Below are 18,934 nucleotides of genomic sequence, written 5' to 3'. Positions count from 1 at the left end.
AAATTAATATTTATCATTATACAACATACCAGGATTGTTTATCTTGCCTATACCCACTATCCTTAGAACAGATGCTAGACTATACTCCTCCTTTCACACTGACTTTTCTGGGCGGTGCCGGCACCGTGACCGGTTCTAAAATATTGCTCAAAACAGATAAGCACCAGGTGCTGATCGACTGTGGTTTGTTCCAGGGATTAAAGCAACTGCGCCTGCTCAACTGGCAAAAACTCCCGTTGAATGTCGAAGAACTGGATGCGGTAATCCTGACGCACGGTCACCTGGATCATTGCGGCTACCTGCCCGTGCTTACCCAGAATGGTTATAACGGTCCCATTTATGCCACTACTCCAACTCGGGACGTAACCGAAATCATTCTGCGCGACAGCGCCAAAATACAGGAGGAAGACGCCGCCAAAGCTAACCATGGAGGCTACAGCAAGCATCACCCGGCCAAGCCGCTTTATACCTCCGAAGATGTGGACCTGACCATGCCGCTCTTTGATACACACCTGGACAACGAATGGGTGATCATCAATGAGGATATGAAATTCTGCTTCCGGAAAAGTGGTCATATTTTAGGTTCTGCTTTTGTGGAACTGAGATGCAAAGGCCGCACTATCGTGTTTTCAGGTGATATCGGTCGGCGCAAACCACTGCTCATGGAACCGCCTGCTTTTATAAGAGAGGCCGACTACCTGGTACTGGAGTCTACTTACGGCGACAGACTGCATGAACAGGCCTCGGCTTACAACGAGCTACAAGCCTATGTGAAACATACCATAGACAAAGGCGGGGTGCTGGTGATACCAAGTTTTGCCGTGGAGCGGGCGCAGGAACTGCTGCTCATACTCAACACCCTGCGTGAAGAGCGAAGCATACCCAACATACCGATCTACCTCGATACGCCCATGGGTATTGATGTGACGAAGCTATACCTGCATCACCGTGATTGGCACAGTCTGAGCGATGCCGAATGCCGCACTATGATGAACAACGTGCAGGTGATCCGTGAATTTGAGCAGACACTGCGCGTACTTGATAAACCTGGACCAAAGATCGTGATTGCGGGAAGCGGTATGGTGACTGGAGGAAGAGTACTTTACTACCTGCAACGCCTGATCCACGACTCGAATAACACCGTGTTGTTGGTAGGTTTTCAGGCGCCTGGTACAAGGGGCAGTTTGCTCCTGAGCGGTGCGACCGAGATAAAAATGCAGGGCAATTACTACCCAGTGAATGCCGAAATACAGCAAATTTCCTCATTGTCAGCGCACGGCGACCAGGCAGATCTGCTTTGGTGGCTCAGTCATTTTAAAAAGGCGCCGCTACAGGTTTTTCTGAACCACGGTGAAGCACAGGCACTGGAAGCGCTGCGATTGAAGATAACTGACTCACTGGGCTGGGGCTGTACCATTGCTGAAATGGGTACCACATACGAACTACACTAGCGCCCTTTATTTGATAAACAGGCGCTTATCGAATACAAAAGGCTCTGTTTTGAGTATGCGGACCTTGTGAAATTCAGGATGGTGTGGATTTACGAGATAATTGAATGTGCCCTGCACGGTGGCTGATGGTACTTTTAAGATAAGGTATACCCCATCCCGGACGTAACTGTCCCCGACCTTTTGGGTGACGCTGCTATGCGGAAATGATTTCCAGGAAGCAGCGAGGTCCTTTTCATGTATCTCCCCGATTGGAGCGTCATCCGGAATATCTATTGTAACCAGGTAGTAATCTTTGGGTACGATACCCAACGGCATGTGCACGGCTATCTCTACTGTACACAGGGCGATGGATTCGCTGGTATAGAGCACAGCGGTTCCTTTGCTGTTCCATCTGCCTCCTGCCAGTTCAGCTCCTTTACCGGACAGGTCATTGCAATACAGTTTTCTGCTGAGGCGGTATACGATCATGCGAGCACTCCATGTTCGATGCGGGTCAGTTCGTCGCGCAACAGACCAATGCCAAACGTGCTGTCGAGCAGTTCTTTGGGGCGTATACCTCCCAGGGCCACGTTTTTGGCTTCCAGCCAGGCATCGAAGTCTTCTTTTTCGCCGAACACCTCTACCCCTTTATTATACACGAGCGTGATTTCGAGTATCTTTTCTGAGTGCAGCGGATCAAATTTGCGCTGCTCTTTTTTGTAGCGCTGAAACGTACGCTCTGACAAATGCAGAAAATCAGACCACTCGCCCAGGCTAAAAGGAATCTTGTTGGCGATGTTCTGAAAAGTGGCGTACTTTATACCTTCGCGTACAGTGGTGATTAGCATAAACACGTCCCTGTCATCCAGCAGACTGAAGTTAATTCCAGCATTCACTTTTAGTGCCTTTCCCATAATCATTTCCTTTTATCAAATATACGAACATTGTCGTAAATAATCCGACAAGTTGCCAATTTAAATTTTACTTAGACTTTCGCTATCCATAACTTAATAGGTGGCGTCCGGAAAAACAATTGGGCTATACCTTTGTGGAGATGGACTATTAGACCATTATCAAACGGATAATGACAAAGGAGGCACTATTTCGGAGACGGGCTCGTTTGAAGCCAGAATCAACCCGCTTTACGCATGCGAAGCCACCTCATCGCTTTTAGATTAATCATAGCAGGCTCGATGGTCGCCTGCACCTCCCAAAACGCCATCACCGAAAACAGAGAGGCACCCCGTCCAGAACTCACGATGGCCGATGTCATTCCGGCCAAACAAGCACTGACCCTGCAGGAAAAACAGCAGCAAAAGAAAATGCTGGACAAGGATGCCAAACGGTTCAAGAACCTCAAAGCCGCCTCGGGCTACTATGCCTTTCAGGCAAAGCGCACTTTCAATGAAGAGAAGCTGGACTCCGCGAACTACTTTTTCGGGCGCGCCTGGCTGATGGATAGCACCAACAACGAGGTATACTGGGGCTACGGACTTGTGTACGGGCAGCAGAAGGCGTTTGATAAAGCCCTCTTTTTGCTTTACCATGCGCTTGAAAAAGACCAGCACAATCCTCGACTGCTCACCGATCTGGCCACCAGCCACCTCGGCCGGTTTTATGCCGAAAGCAACCCAGAAGACCTGATGCAGAGTCGTAAACTGCTCGAAAGCGCCGTGCGCTACTCCCCCGACGCTGCGGATGCCTATTACAAATTAGCCATCAGCCACTATTACTTGCAGGAGTACGCAAAGGCATGGAGTTACCTTCACAAAAGTATTAGCAAAGACAAAGGTATAGCAGACGCTGCCTTCATTGCCGCCCTGCTGGAAAAGCAACAGGACCCGGCCGGGAAATACCAGTAAATGACAGGACGGCATTTGTAATTTCAAGACAGGTGGTGTAAATTTAAAACCAGCAAGCATTACCATACCTAGCTGATACCATCACATGAAAAGAATTTTCCTGGCTGCAGCCACCATTATACTGAGCGCCTCCATGTCCTTTGCGCAGGAGCAGCAGCCTGAATTATCCCCTAAAGTACGCCCGATGTTTGGGCAGGTAGCTAAAACAGACGCTGAACAGAAAGCCGATGAAAAATTCCTGACAAGTTGCGACAAGAGCTTTGAAAGCCGCACGGAGGCCAGCAACTTTTTCATGGAGCGCGGCTGGGAGTTTATGAACGAAGGGCAGGTAGACACCGCTATGTACCGCTTTAACCTGGCCTGGCTGCTTAATCCGGACAATTTTAACACTTACTGGGCTTTCGGGGTGGCTGAATACAACAGAGGCAATGTAAGCGATGCGATCGGTATGTTTGACCGCGCCTTGAAATACCAGCCTAATAATTCTTTGCTGCTCTCTGATGTGGGCTCTGCTTATCTGCAGCAATATATCGCAGACAAAAAGAAGAAGAACCTGAAACAAGCCGCCGCCCTCCTCGACCGCTCCTTAAAGGCAGATCCGAACAATGCCTTTGCCATGTCGAATTTAGCGCAGGTGCACTTTCACAACAAGAAATACGCCGAAGCCTGGGATTACCTACACCGTGGTCGTGACCTCAACATCATGTCGCTGGATTATAATTTCCTAACAGAACTCATGACCCGCATGCCCGACCCGAAAGGCATGTTCCGTCTCGAAACTGAGGCGCCCGCACCAGCCAACTAAAAAAAGGACAACACTTACGTACCATCCAACCTTAACGATTGATATGAAAAAGAATTTCTACAGAGCTTCCCTCTTCCTTTTTATCGGGAGTCTTTCGCTATCATCCTGCGTTGTTTCCAAAAAGAAATACGATGACCTGATGACCCGCAAAAACGCCCTGGAACTGGATAAATCTGACCTAGAGCAGCAAAAGTCATCCCTGGAAAAAGAGAAAGCCCAGTTGGAGCAAGAGCGTGCCGAACTGGAGCGCCAAAAGACAGAGTATCAGCAAAGTCTGCAGCAAGCCCTGAAAGAAGGTAAAGCACTGGGAGATAACCTCAACATGAGCAAGTCGCAGATCGACAAGCTGAACGCCGACCTTAAAGCTCGCGAACAGCGTCTGGCCGAACTGCAGCGCATCCTCGACGAGAAAGACAAAGCCGTAAATGCCCTCCGCTCAAAAGTGAGCAACGCCCTGCTTGGCTTCAACGACAAAGACCTGACGGTGAATATTCGCAATGGCAAGGTATACGTGTCGCTGGCAGAGCAATTGCTGTTCAACTCCGGCTCTACCAAAGTGGATCCAAAAGGTGTTGAAGCCCTGAAAAAGCTGGCCGCCGTACTGAAAGAGCAGCAGGATGTGAACGTGGTAGTGGAAGGCCATACGGATGATGTGCCGATTGCCCGCGGTACTGTAGGTATGCAAGACAACTGGGACCTGAGCGTGCTTCGTGCTACAGAAATTACCCGCATCATAACACAAGCCGGCGTGCAGCCTGACCGTGTAACGCCTTCCGGACGCAGCCTTTACGTACCACTCGACAATGCCAAAACAAAAGAGGCACGTCAGAAAAACCGTCGTACCGAGATCATCCTGACGCCTAAACTGGACGAACTGTTCCAGATCCTGGAGTCAGCCTGATCAGCCTAAAGCATAACAAGAAAGCCAGCTTCGTCAAGGAGCTGGCTTTCTTGTTTTACAGGTCTAAGGTATAAGATGTAATTCCTCAGACTTGAGGCTGCACTTCGGTTTCAGGTATAGGTATAACCGGTATATTTAGCTCAGCTATAGAATTGGCAGGTATAGTACCGGCAACTGATGCCGGTTTCGGCAAAACCCGCTTTAAAATTGGAAGTAGCGCAACGTATAGCAGCGCGCCAACAGGTATAGCCAATATGGCCCAGGCCGAAACAGCAGCCAGGTTGGCCACCCAAAGCTTGTTGAGTGCAGCCAGCCAGTCCAGTCTGAACATAGCGATCATTTCGTCCAGGGACAGCTTGAGCTCATCGAGCCCAAACATGAAGATACCCGCCTTGATAAAAGGAATGATCAGCAGTAGTTGCAGCGGATGCACCAGGTAGCTGACCAGCACCGTGGCTGCGATGTTCAGCCGGAAACGGGCAGCCAGCGCGGTTCCCATCACCGTGGTGACGCCCAGAGCAGGCAGTATACCCACCACCGTGCCCAGCGCAACCGTAACGGCAAGCTTGTGCGGTGTCATGCCCTGCCGAAGCAAATTGAGCACAGGGTGTACGATGCGGCGCTTGAAAAATATGGTAATGATGGAGGTAGACAATCCGTTGGCTAAATTTAATTTTGTTGAGTGACAGGACTATAGAGAAGACGCCTTAAAACTTAAAAGAGTTGCATGTACTCCAGCTTAAATAATGACGGGCTGCCTCTTTTGGGTTAATGCCGGGAATCCACCAAAGTAACCTGTCAGCAATAGTAATGTTTAGGTTATTTTAATTAGCTCAAAAAGCATTCCACATCATGTTTTAAATTTCCTGAATGGAACAGAACGAAAGACTTTCTTAAGTGTGAGTGTGTACACTACTTGCCCAGATTAAAATAGGGCTACAGATCGGGAGAAGGAGAAAGTATATTTTAAAAATGCCCGGAACGGAAACCGCCACAACCATGCCCGGCGCCGCAGACTGCTCCTACCATATTGCCGAGAGAGGTAATGAGTGGATAAATGTTGACGCAACACCCTGTAATGTTGGGTATAAAGATGTTATTTTCAGCTAATGCCTTCTTCAGAAAGCGCAACAGCGCGTCAAGGACTTTTGGCAGATCTTCCTGCACCACTAAGGTATAGTGGAAAGGAATTACCGGAACAAATAGTTAGTAAGTAAGCTTTTAATCCTGTTTACTGTTTTTACTGTTATCTGCCAAATCCTTCATACAGAAAAAAATAGCGAAGGGGATATATGGGAATCCGTACCTTTGCGCTTCACGTACGCATGCCTATGGCTTCTTTTGATCAACTGGGACTCTCCCCTGCGCTGTTGGAGCGCCTCGCTGAGCTAGATTTTCACACCCCTACTCCTATTCAGTTTTCCGCTATACCTCCACTCCTCAAAGGGCAGGATATAGCCGGACAAGCCGAGACGGGCAGCGGAAAAACAGCTGCCTTTGGTTTGCCGCTTCTGCAACAGATTGACACTAACAAACAGGTTATACAGGCACTGGTACTGGTACCTACACGCGAGCTGGCCGTGCAGGTACGTCACGAAATAAAGCAACTCGCCCAGAAGATCGACAACCTCAAAATCAGCGCTTTTTACGGCGGACACTCTTTTTCACAGGAGCGCGCCTCGCTGGCTTTTCCGCCACAGGTGCTCGTAGGCACACCTGGACGTTTAACCGATCACCTTTACCGCCAGACCGTTGACTTTGGTCAGGTGCGCATGCTCGTGTTAGACGAAGCTGACAAGCTACTCGAAATGGGATTTGCCGATGAAATTGACCAGATTCTTGAGGCTATACCTAAGAAGCGGCAGGCGGTGCTCTTCTCAGCCACCATGCCCGACGAAGTGAAGCAGCTGATCTCTGATTCGCTTAAAAATCCGCAGTTTGTGCAGGTTTCGCCCAACGCTATACCTGATCAGGTGCGACTTACAGGTATAAAAGTGGCGCAACCAGATAAGCAGCAGGCCTTGCTCCATCTTTTGCAAAGCATAAACCCTGCCGGAACGGTCGTGTTCTGCAATACCCGTGGCGCCTCCGACGATGTGGCGGCGATGCTGGCCAAGCACGGCTTTGGGGCCCGCTCCCTGCACGGCGGTATGGAACAGCAGGACCGCGACAAAGCCATGACGCTCTTCCGCAACGGCACCACGCAGGTGCTGGTCGCTACGGATCTGGCCGCCCGCGGACTAGATATTGCCGCTCTCAAAAACATCATCCATTACGAATTGCCAGACGACGAAGCCGCCTACCTGCACCGAAGCGGACGCACCGGTCGCGCTGGACGAGGCGGCGAGGTCTATACCTTCGCCACAACACGCGACGAGCAAAAGCTGCGAGATTGGGGACTGGTACGAATGGATGAATGGCTGAATACCGCTGAACTGGCTGCACGTGTTGAGAAAGCTGAACCGGAATCCACAGAAGCCTTTGCTACACTCCACATTAATGCCGGCCGGAAAGACAAGCTGAGTCCCCGCGATATAGTGGGTGCCCTGATCGCAGCAGCTGGTCTGAAGGCCGACCAGATCGGTCGCATTGAAGTGCAGGATAAAGCCAGCTATGTGGCTATACCTGCAGATAGGGCTCAGGAGATTGTGGAGGCGCTAACGACTGGCAAGATCAAGGGTAGGAAGTTTCGGGTTGGTTTGGTGAAGTGAGAAAGATTGTCGGGAAATATCGCAGCCCAATTCTGTCAAATTAAGAGTTTTTTGTCATTTCGACCTTTGGGAGAAATCTGAAGCCTAACAGGTATCCCAAAATAATTCAGCCCTCTCAATTCTTTCGAGATGTCAGAAGAGTCCATTATTCTAAAACTTAATGGCATTAGGTCACAAACCTTCCGAATCATGACCGGTATACCTGAAATGAAAAGAGGACTTACTGAAATATCAGCAAGTCCTCTTCTAAATCTCTACCATGTCTAACGCTGGTTCTTTATTTCTTTAGCATCTTCAGCCTTGGGCGCATCCTTTTTGGCACAGCACGAAGCCGTAGATTTGCCGTCTTCTTTGGCTGTGGCGGAAGCTTCCATCATATGGCAGGACCCGGCTTTCTCGCCTTTTTTGGTTTTGCCATCTTTGCCGGCATGTTCCATTTTGCATTTGCCGCCTTCGCAGGCGAGGGCTGGTGTGGCCATTCCGGCACCAACAAATCCTGCCAGTGCCAGGGCTAAAAAGAGTTTCTTCATATCAGTGGGTCAATCAATAAGGTTAACAGCATACTAAACTTAAACTGTACAGTAAATATACACCTCTAACCGAATTGACAAAATGACTCACATCACTTTTTAAGCTCTTCCGCCACAGAACCAGCTATTTACCTACCCGTGAGAACCATTTGTCGCGAAATTATCCCTGACACAGACTATGGTGAGTGACCTTGAGCTTTTGCCTTTACTCCTTCTCTGTTTCTAGGGATTAAACAAAAAATAATTTGTGCCTAATCCAATAAGGATGGCCATATTTGCGTGATAGATTAAAGCATTTCCCTTTTTTATGATGATGAAGAAACTACTGGCTATTTTTATTTGCTGCCTTTGGTTTGTGGGCGCGCAGGCACAGGAACAAACAACACCGCAGGAAGACAAACTCAGCCGTCTGATGGGTGAGCGTGAACAGCTTATTCTGGAATACCAGTATTACAGCGGGCAAAACAGCAATTTCTGGGGCAAGCAATCCAAAAAAGACCTCCTCAACATCATCGATACCCTCAAAGAGATCATCCGCAAAGATTCTGAACTGATCTCGGCTGTAAAGGAGGCCAGTGTGCGTAGAATTGCCGAAAGCACTGTGGAGAGCCAGCGGGCAGGTAAAATGATCCAACAGGACGAGCGCCTGATCAATAACCAGATCACCGACCTGAAAGGGCAGATCAGCACGCTCGAGAGTCAGGCCAAGAAACGCGAGCGTGTTATTTTGGACCTGAAAGAGCAATTGAAAGCAACCGACGAGGTACGTTATGGTAAAGACCGTGTAATTGCTATTCTGGGTGGTGCTGCGCTCCTCTTTTTCCTATACGCAGTCTTCTTGCAGGTTAGGTTGAGCACCAAGAAGGCACCTAAAAAACGTAAGAAGGCCTAAAGTCGTATAGCTGCCACAGGTATAAGAAACAGCCTGTTACAGCGGAATTATTTGGCTCACGCTTTTTGTTATAAAACGATACCTTTTCAGGTATGGAAGAACAAGACAAAAGCTACGGAAAAGGCTGGCGCTTCGTACCCAGCCTTTCTTTTTTAGATAAGCATGATCGACATTTTTGAAGAACTGCGGCAGGTACAGGACCTGCTGAAAATTGAACAGGAAGAAGACCGGCAGCAGTACAAACTGAAGGCACTGAAAAGCTCCATAACGGAGCGCAAACAAATGGGCCTTTGCTGGTATCCGGTTGTAATCTCTAAAGAGGAGATTGGTTTCGGCAACAAGGTGGTGATTGAACTGGAGCGAACCTCCGACCGCGATCAGCTGCACCTTTTCCAGCCCGGCAAAACAGCTTCTCTTTTTACGAACGGTGGTGAAAAAGCCAGCCTGAGCGGCGTGGTGCTGGGCGTCAAACGCAACAAGGTTATCCTGGCCACCAACAAAGAAGACCTTCCTGATTGGGTGGATGCCGGTCGCTTGGGCATCGAGCTGACTTTTGATGAGATCAGCTACCGCGAGATGGAGATCGCCATGAAGAAGGTGCAGGAAGCGAAGGGTACACGTCTGGCCGAGCTCCGCGACATCATGCTAGGTATAAAGCCCGCTACTTTCACTGATGAGAAGCTGGAGGAGATCCAGGCCCTGAACGAGTCTCAGAATGAAGCTGTGCAGAAAATTGCGCAGGCCAAAGATGTGGCTATCATTCACGGACCTCCGGGCACAGGCAAGACTACCACGCTGGTGCAGGCCATCCTCCATACCCTGAAATCGCAGAAACGACTGCTGGTGACTGCTCCTTCCAACACAGCCGTTGACCTTTTGACCGAGAAGCTCGCCATTGAAGGCGTGAACGTGATCCGCATTGGCAATCCGTCTCGTGTGTCGGATGTACTGCTGGAGCATACCCTGGATGCGCAGGTGATGGCGCACCGGGCTTACAAAGATCTCAAAAATCTGCGGAAGACGGCTGAAGAGTACAAGCGCATGGCTTACCAGTTCAAACGCAAATTCGGCCACCAGGAGCGCGCGCAGCGCCAGCTTTATAAAAACGAAAGCCACCGCCTGCTCGAGGAAGCCGACAATGTGGAACACTACATCACCGACGATCTGCTGGACAATGTGCAGGTCATCACCTGTACATTAGTGGGCGCGGCCAACAAAGCCATCCGTCACCTCACCTACGACACTGTATTCATTGACGAGGCGGCACAGGCTCTGGAGCCGGCCTGCTGGATTCCGATCAGCCGCACCAACCGTGTCGTGCTGGCTGGTGACCACTGCCAGTTGCCTCCTACTATCAAGTCACTGGATGCGGAAAGAGGTGGACTGAGCGTGACCCTGTTTGAGAAGTGCATCAACCGGCAACCGGAGGTATCAGTGATGCTGAAGACGCAGTACCGCATGCACCACCACATCATGCAGTTCTCGAACCAGCAATTTTACGGTGGCGAACTGGTGGCACACGAAAGCGTGCACAGTGCCGAGCTGCACGGGTATAGCCCGATCTTCGCACCTGACATGGCCGTGGAGTTTATCGACACAGCAGGTTGCGGGTATAACGAAGCGGAGATGCCCGACACCATGAGTTCTGCCAACCCAGAAGAGGGAGACCTTTTGATCAACCACCTATCGAATCTGTTGAAGGACTACGACGAGGAGGCTGAAGTAGCTCCGCTGAAGATTGGGGTAATTGCGCCTTACCGTGCCCAGATCAACTACCTACAGGACAAAGTGGAGCATACTCCACGTCTGCACGATTTGCACCAGAAACGCCAGCTGAGCATTGGCACCGTGGACAGCTTTCAGGGGCAGGAGCGCGATATCATTTGCATGAGCCTGGTGCGCAGCAACGAGCGGGGTGAAATCGGCTTTTTGGCGGACGAAAGGCGCATGAACGTGGGCATGACCCGCGCCCGTCGCAAGCTGATCATTGTAGGCGATAGTGCTACGCTTTCAACTAACCCGTTTTTCGCTAGCTTGATCGCTTATGTCGAAAGCATTGGAGCCTATAAAAGTGCCTGGGAGTTAACTGAGAGCCTTCCTTAGCGTAGGTATAAGTTTAGATTTTAATTTATTCATCGTCAGAAGGTCAAGCAAGTTAAGCCGCAGGGGTTATGCTTCTCCGGTAAATCTTTTTACCTTTCTGATACCAAACCAAAACACAACATAATGAAAATTGAAAAAAACAGAGTGGTGACGCTTACTTACGAGCTTCATATTCAGAGCGAAGGCGGTCAGCAAACCCTCGTTGAAACTGCTAATACAGAAAATCCAATGGTGTTCATATACGGCTTGAGCGGCCTGCCAGAACAGTTCGAAGAAAACCTGGACGGCAAAAGTGCAGGTGACGATTTCGAATTTAAACTGGACTCAGAAGCAGGTTACGGTGAGTTCGACCAGAACGCAGTAGTTGAATTGCCAATGAGTGTATTTGAAGTAGAAGGCGGTATTCCGGAGAACATGCTGGAAGTAGGTAACTTCATTCCGATGGCGGACAGCGAGGGCAACCAGCTGCAGGGCCGTGTAGCCGAAGTAAAAGAAAACGCCATTCTGATGGATTTTAACCATCCGCTGGCCGGCAAAGAGCTTTACTTCAAAGGCAAAGTAGAAAAAGTGCGCGAAGCAACTACTGAAGAGCTGGACCACGGACACGTGCACGGCGAAGGCGGTGTGCATCACCATTAATCCTATTTGATAAAAGATTTTTTCGACAAAGGACTATTGGACAAGGGACTTTGTCAAAAGCTGAATTGCTAAACACAAAAAAGAGCCGCAGGTATAGCGGCTCTTTTTCGTTTTAAAGGTATGGCAGGTACAACCTTGAATGAGATGAACTGAACTCTGTTCTTATACTTTCCTAAGTAGATTCAAGCCCTTCCGGAAAGTCCTTTGCCCTCTGTCACAAAATCCTTTGTCAAAATAATCACCTTAACTCCGGCAGCACCTCCTCTACATAGGCGATCAGCTCCGGGAAAAAGAGCGAAAAATCTGCATCGTACAAGGTATAGTTTTCCAGCAACTCCTCTCCTGCCCTTTCCATACCTGACTCAAAGGAAGTGCGACGGCTCAATCCACCAAGGGCTTGTGCTATACCTGTAACTTCGGCATACGAAAGAAGCCAGTTCTGCCGCATCATGTAAGGGAAAAAGTACTGTACCCGCTCCGGTAAATTTGGCAATTGCTGGTTGATTAAGGTATAGACGCGGGAGGTATAAGCTTCCAAAGGTTCAGCAGAAAATTCAGCAAATCGCCTGGCCAGGAAGTGGTCGAAGTACAGATCGGCCACCACCGGAGCGTATTTGCGGAAGTGCGGGCGCAGGCGGGCTTTGGTCTCACTCACGACCGGGTGTGTGTCGGTATAGGTATCTATCAGGCGGTGCAGTCGGATACCCCGGGCTATACCTTCCGGGTATAGCTCCAGCTGTTTCCCCTTCACGGCATCTGCAATAAAATTACCTATCATGAGCGCTTCGTCGTCGCCGGAGAGAAAAATATGGGCCAGGTAGTTCAAATCAGTTCGGCGTGATTACGTATTTATTTAAACATCTTGCTCGATGCCTGGTTGTAGGAAATTTGGCAGAGGCTAACAAACTCTTTGGCGAAAGCACCCGTACTCAAATACAAATCCAATTTACAACATATCACTATGAATAACGAACAAAAAGAGAATCTGAATAAGCTGATAGACTTGGTTAAGGACATTGATTATACCATGATGACGACTATTGATGACGATGGAAGTCTGAGAAGCCGCCCCATGAGCACTCAAAAAATAAGTGAAGATGGGGTGATATGGTTTTTTACAGGTTATGAATCAGGCAAGTCCCAGGAAATCGTGCACGACTCCCACGTCAATCTGAGCTATTCAAAGCCATCGGACAATGTCTATGTTTCTATTTCAGGAAAGGCGAAGCTAAGCAAGGACAGAGCCAAGATAGAAGAGCTTTGGTCACCGGAATTGAAGGCCTGGTTCAAGGGCGGGAAAGATGACCCGAACATCGGTCTGATCAGAGTAGACATTGAAAAGGCTGAATACTGGGACTCTCCCAATAGTGCTGTTACCCACCTGATCGGTTTCGTGAAGGCAACATTGTCTGGCGAAAGCTACGATCCGGGCGAGAATAAGAAGATCAACCTATAGGCATAGCGCCAGGTTAAAATAAAGGAAACACCTGCCAAACATTTCCGTTAGGCAGGTGTTTTTGATTTATTCCTTTTGTAGATTGCATTTGTACTTACTATTTAATACCGAACCCCTTGCGACGAGTTACAACACAGTCTGACAGACTTACCACACTGACGCTTTTCGGTTTTCGGAAAGGCCATATCCGTTGGGGTTTGGCCCAAATGGGCACCAAAGGAGCCGAACTAAATCATGTTCCCGGTTTATTATTTCACAAATTGCTTGGCAGCGGCCAAGGCAAAGGCTTCAGCATAAAGCCTAACTTCAGAAGGTATGGACTGATGTGCACTTGGGAAAGTGAAGAGGCAGCCGACGAATTTTTGGAGCGCTCCGAGTTAATACTGGAGTACCGTTTGCACGCCTCCGAGATCTGGACCGTGAAACTGCTGCCGACACAGGCGCACGGACTCTGGGATGGGGTACAACCCTTTACGCCGCAGTTGTCAGAAAAACAGCACGATGGTCCGGTTGCGGTGCTCACCCGGGCTTCTATTAACTGGCGGGCCTTGCCACAGTTCTGGCGCTTCACCCCTAAAGTGAGCAAGTCATTGGAAGAAGCAAAGGGGCTGATCTGTTCAATTGGGCTGGGTGAGATTCCGCTTATCCGGCAGGCTACGTTCAGTGTGTGGGAGTCGATGGAAGCCATGAAAGCCTACGCCTACCAAAGCGCGCTACACAAAGAGGTGATCAAACGCACACGCGCTGAGAATTGGTATAGCGAAGAGCTTTTTGCCCGTTTTATACCTGTCGAAACCCAAGGCTTGTGGAACGGGGCTGACCCACTAGCCAAAGTAATCAGCAATACCTTACGTTAAGCCTATTTTCTGGACCGGTTCAGGATATCCTCCATCAGGTCTATTTGAATCTCCTGAATTTCGAGTAAGCGCTGGTTCTGGTGCACGATCAGGTGGTCGATCTTTTCATGCAGCAGGCGTATCTCCAACTCCGCTTTCAGGTTTACTTTGTAGTCATACTCAGAGCGCTGCCGGTCTTTTGCCTCTTTGCGGTTCTGACTCATCATGATGATGGGCGCCTGAATGGCCGCCAGACAAGACAGGATCAGGTTGAGTAATATAAAGGGGTATGGGTCAAAAGAGCGCGTGGCAAGCAGGTATGCGTTCACCAGCATCCAGACCAGAATGAACCCGAAAAAAGCCATAATGAAGGTCCAGCTACCACCAAACGTCGCAATCCGATCGGCCATCCGGTCTCCAACCGATAGATTTTCCCGTAGTTCCTCCTCGATGTTGTTTGATAAGAGTTCGTTTTCCTGAATGCTGTCGAGCACCTCCTTTTCAAGCTCTGAAATCTCACCGAGTTCTTTTTCCAGCATTTGCTCCATGTACTTTTTGCGGTACAAGTTCATATTGCCTATCGCCACATACGACCCGTCAGTAAAGTCCGGGTAGTCGGCCTGAATCAGCTGAAAAATCGGCCGCCGGATGGTAGCTCCCAGCGCCAGTTGATTTAAAGGGAGTTGCTTTTTGGTGAGGTGACAGACGGCGGTTTTCATGCCCTGCTTGCTTTGAGCGCTTCTTCCAGCTTGGCTATCATAGCATCGTACAGGCGATAGCCACGACTCAGCAGACTCAAGTTGTGGCCAACGAGCAGGTATACGCTCGGAAAGGCATTGGCCTGCAGGTGACGGGCGATCAGGAAATCCTGTTGAGCCTTCTCTTTCATTTCATTGGAGTGAAACTTCTCCAGGAAAGTGTCTTCCGCTATACCCAGTCCCAGCGCGATCTCAGCCAGCACCTCGGCTTTGGTCACGTCGTTGTTGCGGGCATAAAAAGCGCGCTGCACTTCTTCGGCCATCTCCAATTCTTTCTCCGGCTGCAGGTAGCGCATGGTCACTACGGCCCGGCAAGCGGGTTCTGTGTCGTAAACAAAAGTGTCGCGCTCAAAAAAATCTAAATCGAAAGGCTGTCCGGTGGCCTTCCCCACTTCCTGCCAGTGTTGCTGCACCGCCGCTTTCATCTCATCACCCATTGGCTCCGTCGTGCCCGGACGCAAACCGCCGAGCACCAGCTTGAAGTTCAGCTTGCCTTCCTGTTCTTTTTTGAGCTGATGCAGCACCGGTGCAAATCCGTAGCACCAGGAGCACATCGGGTCCATCACATAGATCAGGTGCGGCACATCCAGCAAGTCGTATTTTTCCATTTTTTTCTGTTTTGCTTCAGATTGCAAAGGTACTTTTTTGATTGTTAAATGGCTAAATTGTTAAATGGTTGAATTGTTAGATAGCTAATTGTTTGGATATTGTGCAAGCGTTCTGATTTTTGATAATTTGTATTTCTGTAAACTGATAATATCTTCTCCATTACAATTCGAACGAACAATCCTGGGGATACCTGTTACCTCTTTACTACCTGTTTAAACAGCCAGGAAGTTGCCCTAAGCCTATACCTGTCGCATAACCAGCAACCCCTAACAATTCAGCAATTCAACAATAAACAATTCAACCATTTAACAATTTAGCCATTTAACGTATCTTAGCAGCTTGTTTTGATCAAGCGAATACACGAGAAACTATGTCAGAGTATAATTTCAATCAGATTGAGAAAAAGTGGCAGCGCTACTGGGAAGAGAATCAGACGTTTAAAGCCACAGAAAACACCGACAAACCGAAGTACTATGTGCTGGATATGTTCCCCTACCCTTCTGGTGCGGGCCTGCATGTAGGGCACCCACTCGGCTACATCGCCTCTGACATTGTGAGCCGCTACAAACGCGCCAAAGGGTTTAACGTGCTGCACCCCATGGGCTTCGACGACTTTGGTCTGCCAGCCGAGCAATATGCCATCCAGACCGGGCAGCACCCGGCCATCACGACCGAGCAGAACATTGGCCGTTACATCGAACAGCTGAAGAATATTGGCTTCTCTTACGAGTGGGAGCGCGAAGTTCGCACCTCTGATCCGAGCTATTACAAATGGACGCAATGGATCTTCATGCAGCTCTTCAACAGCTACTATAATTACGCGGCTGACAAAGCAGAGTCCATCGACAAGCTGATCGCATCGTTCGAAGCAAATGGAAACGCAGGTATAAATGCCGCCTGCGACGAGGACACTCCGGCTTTCACAGCTGAAGAATGGAACGCCATGAACGGGCAGGAGAAAGCGCAGATGCTCCTGAAGTACAGGCTGACCTACGTAGCCGATGCTGTGGTCAACTGGTGCCCTGCCCTGGGAACGGTGCTGGCCAACGACGAAGTAGTGGGCGGCGTATCGGAGCGCGGTGGTTATCCGGTGGAGCGCAAACTGATGCGCCAGTGGATGATGCGCATCACTGCCTACGCCGAACGCCTGTTGCAGGGCCTGGAAGGTATAGACTGGCCGGAACCCGTGAAGGAAATGCAACGCAACTGGATCGGTAAGTCCGTAGGTGCCGAGCTGGACTTCGCCATAGAGGGAGGTGCTTCCGAGAAGATCAAGGTATTCACGACCCGTATCGATACGATCTACGGTGCCACCTTTGTAGTACTTGCTCCGGAGCACGAACTGGTAAATGAAATTACGACCGAAGCCCAGCGTGCTGAAGTGGAGCGCTATGTAAACGTAGCCAAAAACCGTTCGGAGCGCGAGCGTATGACGGATGTGAAAACCGTAAGCGGTGTGTTTACAGGAGCCTATTCCATCAACCCTATCTCTGAAGAGCGTGTGCCGATCTGGATCGCGGATTATGTGCTGGCTGGGTACGGCACCGGTGCCGTGATGGCCGTTCCAGGGCACGACTCGCGCGACTATGCTTTTGCCAAACATTTTAAATTGCCGATCAGGGAAGTTGTAGCCGGTGGCAATCTGGAAGAAGAAGCCTATGCTGCTAAAGAAGGAAAGATCATCAACTCCGGTTTCCTGGACGGGCTGAACGTGAAAGAAGCCATTTCCGCAGGTATAGCCAAAGCCGAAGAACTGGGCGTTGGTAAAGGAAGAACGCAATACCGTATGCGCGATGCTGTGTTTAGCCGGCAGCGCTACTGGGGGGAACCGGTACCCGTTTACTTTAAAGACGGTATACCGCACTTGCTGGACGAAAACGAGCTGCCACTTGAGTTGCCGAAGATCGACGCCTACCTGCCAACTGAAACAGGAGAGCCGCCACTCGGCCGCGCGGTTGATTGGAAATACAAGGACCAGTATGAATATGAACTGAGCACTATGCCGGGTTGGGCTGGTTCGAGCTGGTACTGGTACCGCTACATGGACCCGCAAAATGACCAGGCCTTCGCCGACAAGGCCAAAGTTGAGTATTGGCGAAATGTGGATCTATACATGGGTGGTGCCGAGCACGCGACCGGTCACCTCCTCTACTCCCGCTTCTGGAACAAGTTCATGTTCGATCTGGGGTTGGTAGTAGAACAGGAGCCGTTCAAAAAGCTGATCAACCAGGGTATGATCCAGGGTCGGTCAAATTTTGTGTATAGATTAAACATTTTGTGGAATGTAGATGATCCTAACAAGGAGATTAATCTACCACCTATTTACGTCTCACAAAATATAGCTTCGAAATATGAAAAAGGTCAACTTAGTGATCACGATAAAGAATACTTTTCGAGTGTGATTTCTAAAATATCAGATAAGTATAAGAGTCTTATCAATGATAGCTCACTAAGAGCATATGATCTAAAAGGTTCGAAGATATCTCAACTTCACGTGGATGTGAACATCGTGGAGAATGATGAACTGGACTTGGAAGCTTTCAAAGCGTGGAGACCAGAGAATTCCGAAGCTGAGTTTATACTCGAAGACGGCAAGTACATCTGTGGAGTCGAGATCGAGAAGATGTCGAAGTCGAAGTACAACGTGGTGAACCCGGATATACTGGTGGAGCGCAACGGGGCTGACACCCTGCGTATGTACGAGATGTTCCTGGGGCCGCTGGAGCAGTTCAAGCCCTGGAATACACATGGCATGGACGGTGTCACCAAATTCCTGAAACGGTTCTGGAAGCTCTTCCATGATAACGAAGGCAATTTTGCCGTGTCAGACGACGAACCAACAGCTGCAGAGTTAAAATCTCTACACAAAACCGTGAAGAAGGTGGAGGAAGACATTGAGCGCTTCTCGTTCAATACCTCCGTTGCCACGTTCATGATTTGTGTAAATGAGTTAACACCCCTCAAGACGAACAAGCGGGCCATTCTGGAGCCGTTGACCATTGCGCTGGCGCCTTATGCCCCGCATATCGCGGAGGAGCTTTGGGAAAAACTGGGGCACACCGAAAGTATCACGTTCGCTCCGTTCCCGGCCTGGGATGAAAAGCATTTGGTAGAGAATACGTTTGAGTACCCGGTATCCGTGAACGGCAAGACTCGCGGAAAGTTAGCCTTTGCCATTGATGCACCACGTGAAGAGATGGAGCAGGCGGTGCTGGCGGATGAGCAGATTGTAAAGTTTTTGGAAGGAAAAACACCAAAGAAAGTGATTATCGTCCCTAACAAAATCATCAACGTGGTGGTATAAGGAGTTCCATCTTACCACTAACTTTTCCAAAAGCCGCTAAGACCCCAAATCTGGCGGCTTTTGGTTTTTAGTAGCAAAAAAAAAGGATAGCCTGTTGA

Annotated in this window: 18 protein-coding genes; 11 read left to right on the top strand and 7 right to left on the bottom strand. The window is 49.5% G+C overall.

Annotated elements, in window-relative coordinates; all coding sequences use genetic code 11:
• The first annotated feature begins 71 nt into the window (after positions 1 to 71).
• A complete protein-coding gene (locus L1278_RS12825; protein ID WP_253405002.1) occupies positions 72 to 1,451 on the top strand; it encodes an MBL fold metallo-hydrolase RNA specificity domain-containing protein in 1,380 nt (459 codons plus the stop codon).
• A 6-nt stretch (positions 1,452 to 1,457) separates the two neighbouring features.
• Here the strand turns inward: L1278_RS12825 and L1278_RS12820 are convergent, their stop codons facing one another.
• Together L1278_RS12820 and L1278_RS12815 are read right to left on the bottom strand one after the other, a co-directional pair.
• Positions 1,458 to 1,919 carry an RES family NAD+ phosphorylase gene (locus L1278_RS12820; protein ID WP_253404995.1) on the bottom strand — a complete coding sequence of 154 codons (462 nt, stop codon included), beginning with the start codon at positions 1,917 to 1,919 and terminating at the stop codon, positions 1,458 to 1,460.
• Entirely contained in the window at positions 1,916 to 2,344 is a 429-nt protein-coding gene (locus L1278_RS12815; RefSeq protein WP_253404993.1) for an antitoxin Xre/MbcA/ParS toxin-binding domain-containing protein, read from the bottom strand. Before L1278_RS12815 ends, L1278_RS12820 begins: the two co-directional genes overlap by 4 nt.
• A gap of 234 nt (positions 2,345 to 2,578) precedes the next feature.
• Between L1278_RS12815 and L1278_RS12810 the strand changes: the two genes are divergently transcribed.
• The 3 genes from L1278_RS12810 (at position 2,579) to L1278_RS12800 (ending at position 4,998) form a co-directional block, all read left to right on the top strand.
• On the top strand, positions 2,579 to 3,292 hold the full coding sequence (locus L1278_RS12810) for a hypothetical protein (RefSeq protein ID WP_253404991.1): 714 nt from the start codon (positions 2,579 to 2,581) through the stop codon (positions 3,290 to 3,292).
• A gap of 85 nt (positions 3,293 to 3,377) precedes the next feature.
• Positions 3,378 to 4,097, top strand: coding sequence for a tetratricopeptide repeat protein (locus tag L1278_RS12805; RefSeq protein ID WP_253404989.1), 720 nt, complete (start codon positions 3,378 to 3,380; stop codon positions 4,095 to 4,097).
• A 43-nt stretch (positions 4,098 to 4,140) separates the two neighbouring features.
• Positions 4,141 to 4,998, top strand: a complete 858-nt coding sequence (locus L1278_RS12800) for an OmpA family protein (protein ID WP_253404987.1) — start codon at positions 4,141 to 4,143, stop codon at positions 4,996 to 4,998.
• A gap of 85 nt (positions 4,999 to 5,083) precedes the next feature.
• On the opposite strand, the gene L1278_RS12795 is transcribed toward L1278_RS12800, so the two are convergent.
• Complete coding sequence (locus L1278_RS12795; protein ID WP_253404979.1) at positions 5,084 to 5,653, bottom strand: DUF2062 domain-containing protein; 570 nt, start codon at positions 5,651 to 5,653, stop codon at positions 5,084 to 5,086.
• Positions 5,654 to 6,329: 676 nt separating this feature from the next.
• On the opposite strand from L1278_RS12795, the gene L1278_RS12790 reads away from it, so the two are divergent.
• A complete protein-coding gene (locus L1278_RS12790) occupies positions 6,330 to 7,709 on the top strand; it encodes a DEAD/DEAH box helicase (protein WP_253404955.1) in 1,380 nt (459 codons plus the stop codon).
• A gap of 263 nt (positions 7,710 to 7,972) precedes the next feature.
• Here the strand turns inward: L1278_RS12790 and L1278_RS12785 are convergent, their stop codons facing one another.
• Complete coding sequence (locus L1278_RS12785) at positions 7,973 to 8,239, bottom strand: hypothetical protein (protein ID WP_253404948.1); 267 nt, start codon at positions 8,237 to 8,239, stop codon at positions 7,973 to 7,975.
• Between the two features lie 307 nt (positions 8,240 to 8,546).
• Here L1278_RS12785 and L1278_RS12780 point away from each other — a divergent pair, with 307 nt between their 5' ends.
• From L1278_RS12780 to L1278_RS12770, 3 genes are all read left to right on the top strand, one after another.
• On the top strand, positions 8,547 to 9,131 hold the full coding sequence (locus L1278_RS12780) for a hypothetical protein (protein ID WP_253404946.1): 585 nt from the start codon (positions 8,547 to 8,549) through the stop codon (positions 9,129 to 9,131).
• A 162-nt stretch (positions 9,132 to 9,293) separates the two neighbouring features.
• On the top strand, positions 9,294 to 11,234 hold the full coding sequence (locus tag L1278_RS12775) for an AAA domain-containing protein (RefSeq protein WP_253404944.1): 1,941 nt from the start codon (positions 9,294 to 9,296) through the stop codon (positions 11,232 to 11,234).
• A gap of 123 nt (positions 11,235 to 11,357) precedes the next feature.
• Positions 11,358 to 11,873: a peptidylprolyl isomerase gene (locus tag L1278_RS12770; RefSeq protein WP_253404941.1), complete on the top strand. Its 516-nt coding sequence runs from the start codon at positions 11,358 to 11,360 to the stop codon at positions 11,871 to 11,873.
• A 238-nt stretch (positions 11,874 to 12,111) separates the two neighbouring features.
• Here L1278_RS12770 and L1278_RS12765 read toward each other — a convergent pair whose 3' ends face one another.
• On the bottom strand, positions 12,112 to 12,699 hold the full coding sequence (locus tag L1278_RS12765) for an ACP phosphodiesterase (RefSeq protein WP_253404939.1): 588 nt from the start codon (positions 12,697 to 12,699) through the stop codon (positions 12,112 to 12,114).
• Between the two features lie 135 nt (positions 12,700 to 12,834).
• Between L1278_RS12765 and L1278_RS12760 the strand changes: the two genes are divergently transcribed.
• Together L1278_RS12760 and L1278_RS12755 are read left to right on the top strand one after the other, a co-directional pair.
• Positions 12,835 to 13,329, top strand: a complete 495-nt coding sequence (locus L1278_RS12760) for a pyridoxamine 5'-phosphate oxidase family protein (RefSeq protein WP_253404937.1) — start codon at positions 12,835 to 12,837, stop codon at positions 13,327 to 13,329.
• Between the two features lie 116 nt (positions 13,330 to 13,445).
• Positions 13,446 to 14,186 (top strand): spheroidene monooxygenase, encoded by a 741-nt coding sequence (locus L1278_RS12755; RefSeq protein ID WP_253404935.1) that lies wholly within the window; start codon positions 13,446 to 13,448, stop codon positions 14,184 to 14,186.
• A 2-nt stretch (positions 14,187 to 14,188) separates the two neighbouring features.
• Here the strand turns inward: L1278_RS12755 and L1278_RS12750 are convergent, their stop codons facing one another.
• On the bottom strand, positions 14,189 to 14,884 hold the full coding sequence (locus L1278_RS12750) for a DUF1003 domain-containing protein (RefSeq protein ID WP_253404933.1): 696 nt from the start codon (positions 14,882 to 14,884) through the stop codon (positions 14,189 to 14,191).
• Complete coding sequence (locus L1278_RS12745) at positions 14,881 to 15,531, bottom strand: DsbA family protein (protein ID WP_253404931.1); 651 nt, start codon at positions 15,529 to 15,531, stop codon at positions 14,881 to 14,883. Before L1278_RS12745 ends, L1278_RS12750 begins: the two co-directional genes overlap by 4 nt.
• A 371-nt stretch (positions 15,532 to 15,902) precedes the next feature.
• Between L1278_RS12745 and L1278_RS12740 the strand changes: the two genes are divergently transcribed.
• On the top strand, positions 15,903 to 18,836 hold the full coding sequence (locus L1278_RS12740) for a leucine--tRNA ligase (protein WP_253404929.1): 2,934 nt from the start codon (positions 15,903 to 15,905) through the stop codon (positions 18,834 to 18,836).
• Positions 18,837 to 18,934 lie beyond the last annotated feature (98 nt).

Origin of the sequence: Pontibacter sp. HSC-36F09, assembly GCF_024171605.1 — a bacterium.
GTDB lineage: Bacteria > Bacteroidota > Bacteroidia > Cytophagales > Hymenobacteraceae > Pontibacter.
Note: the sequence above shows the minus strand (reverse complement) of the source record. Positions and strands in the feature narration are given on the sequence as shown.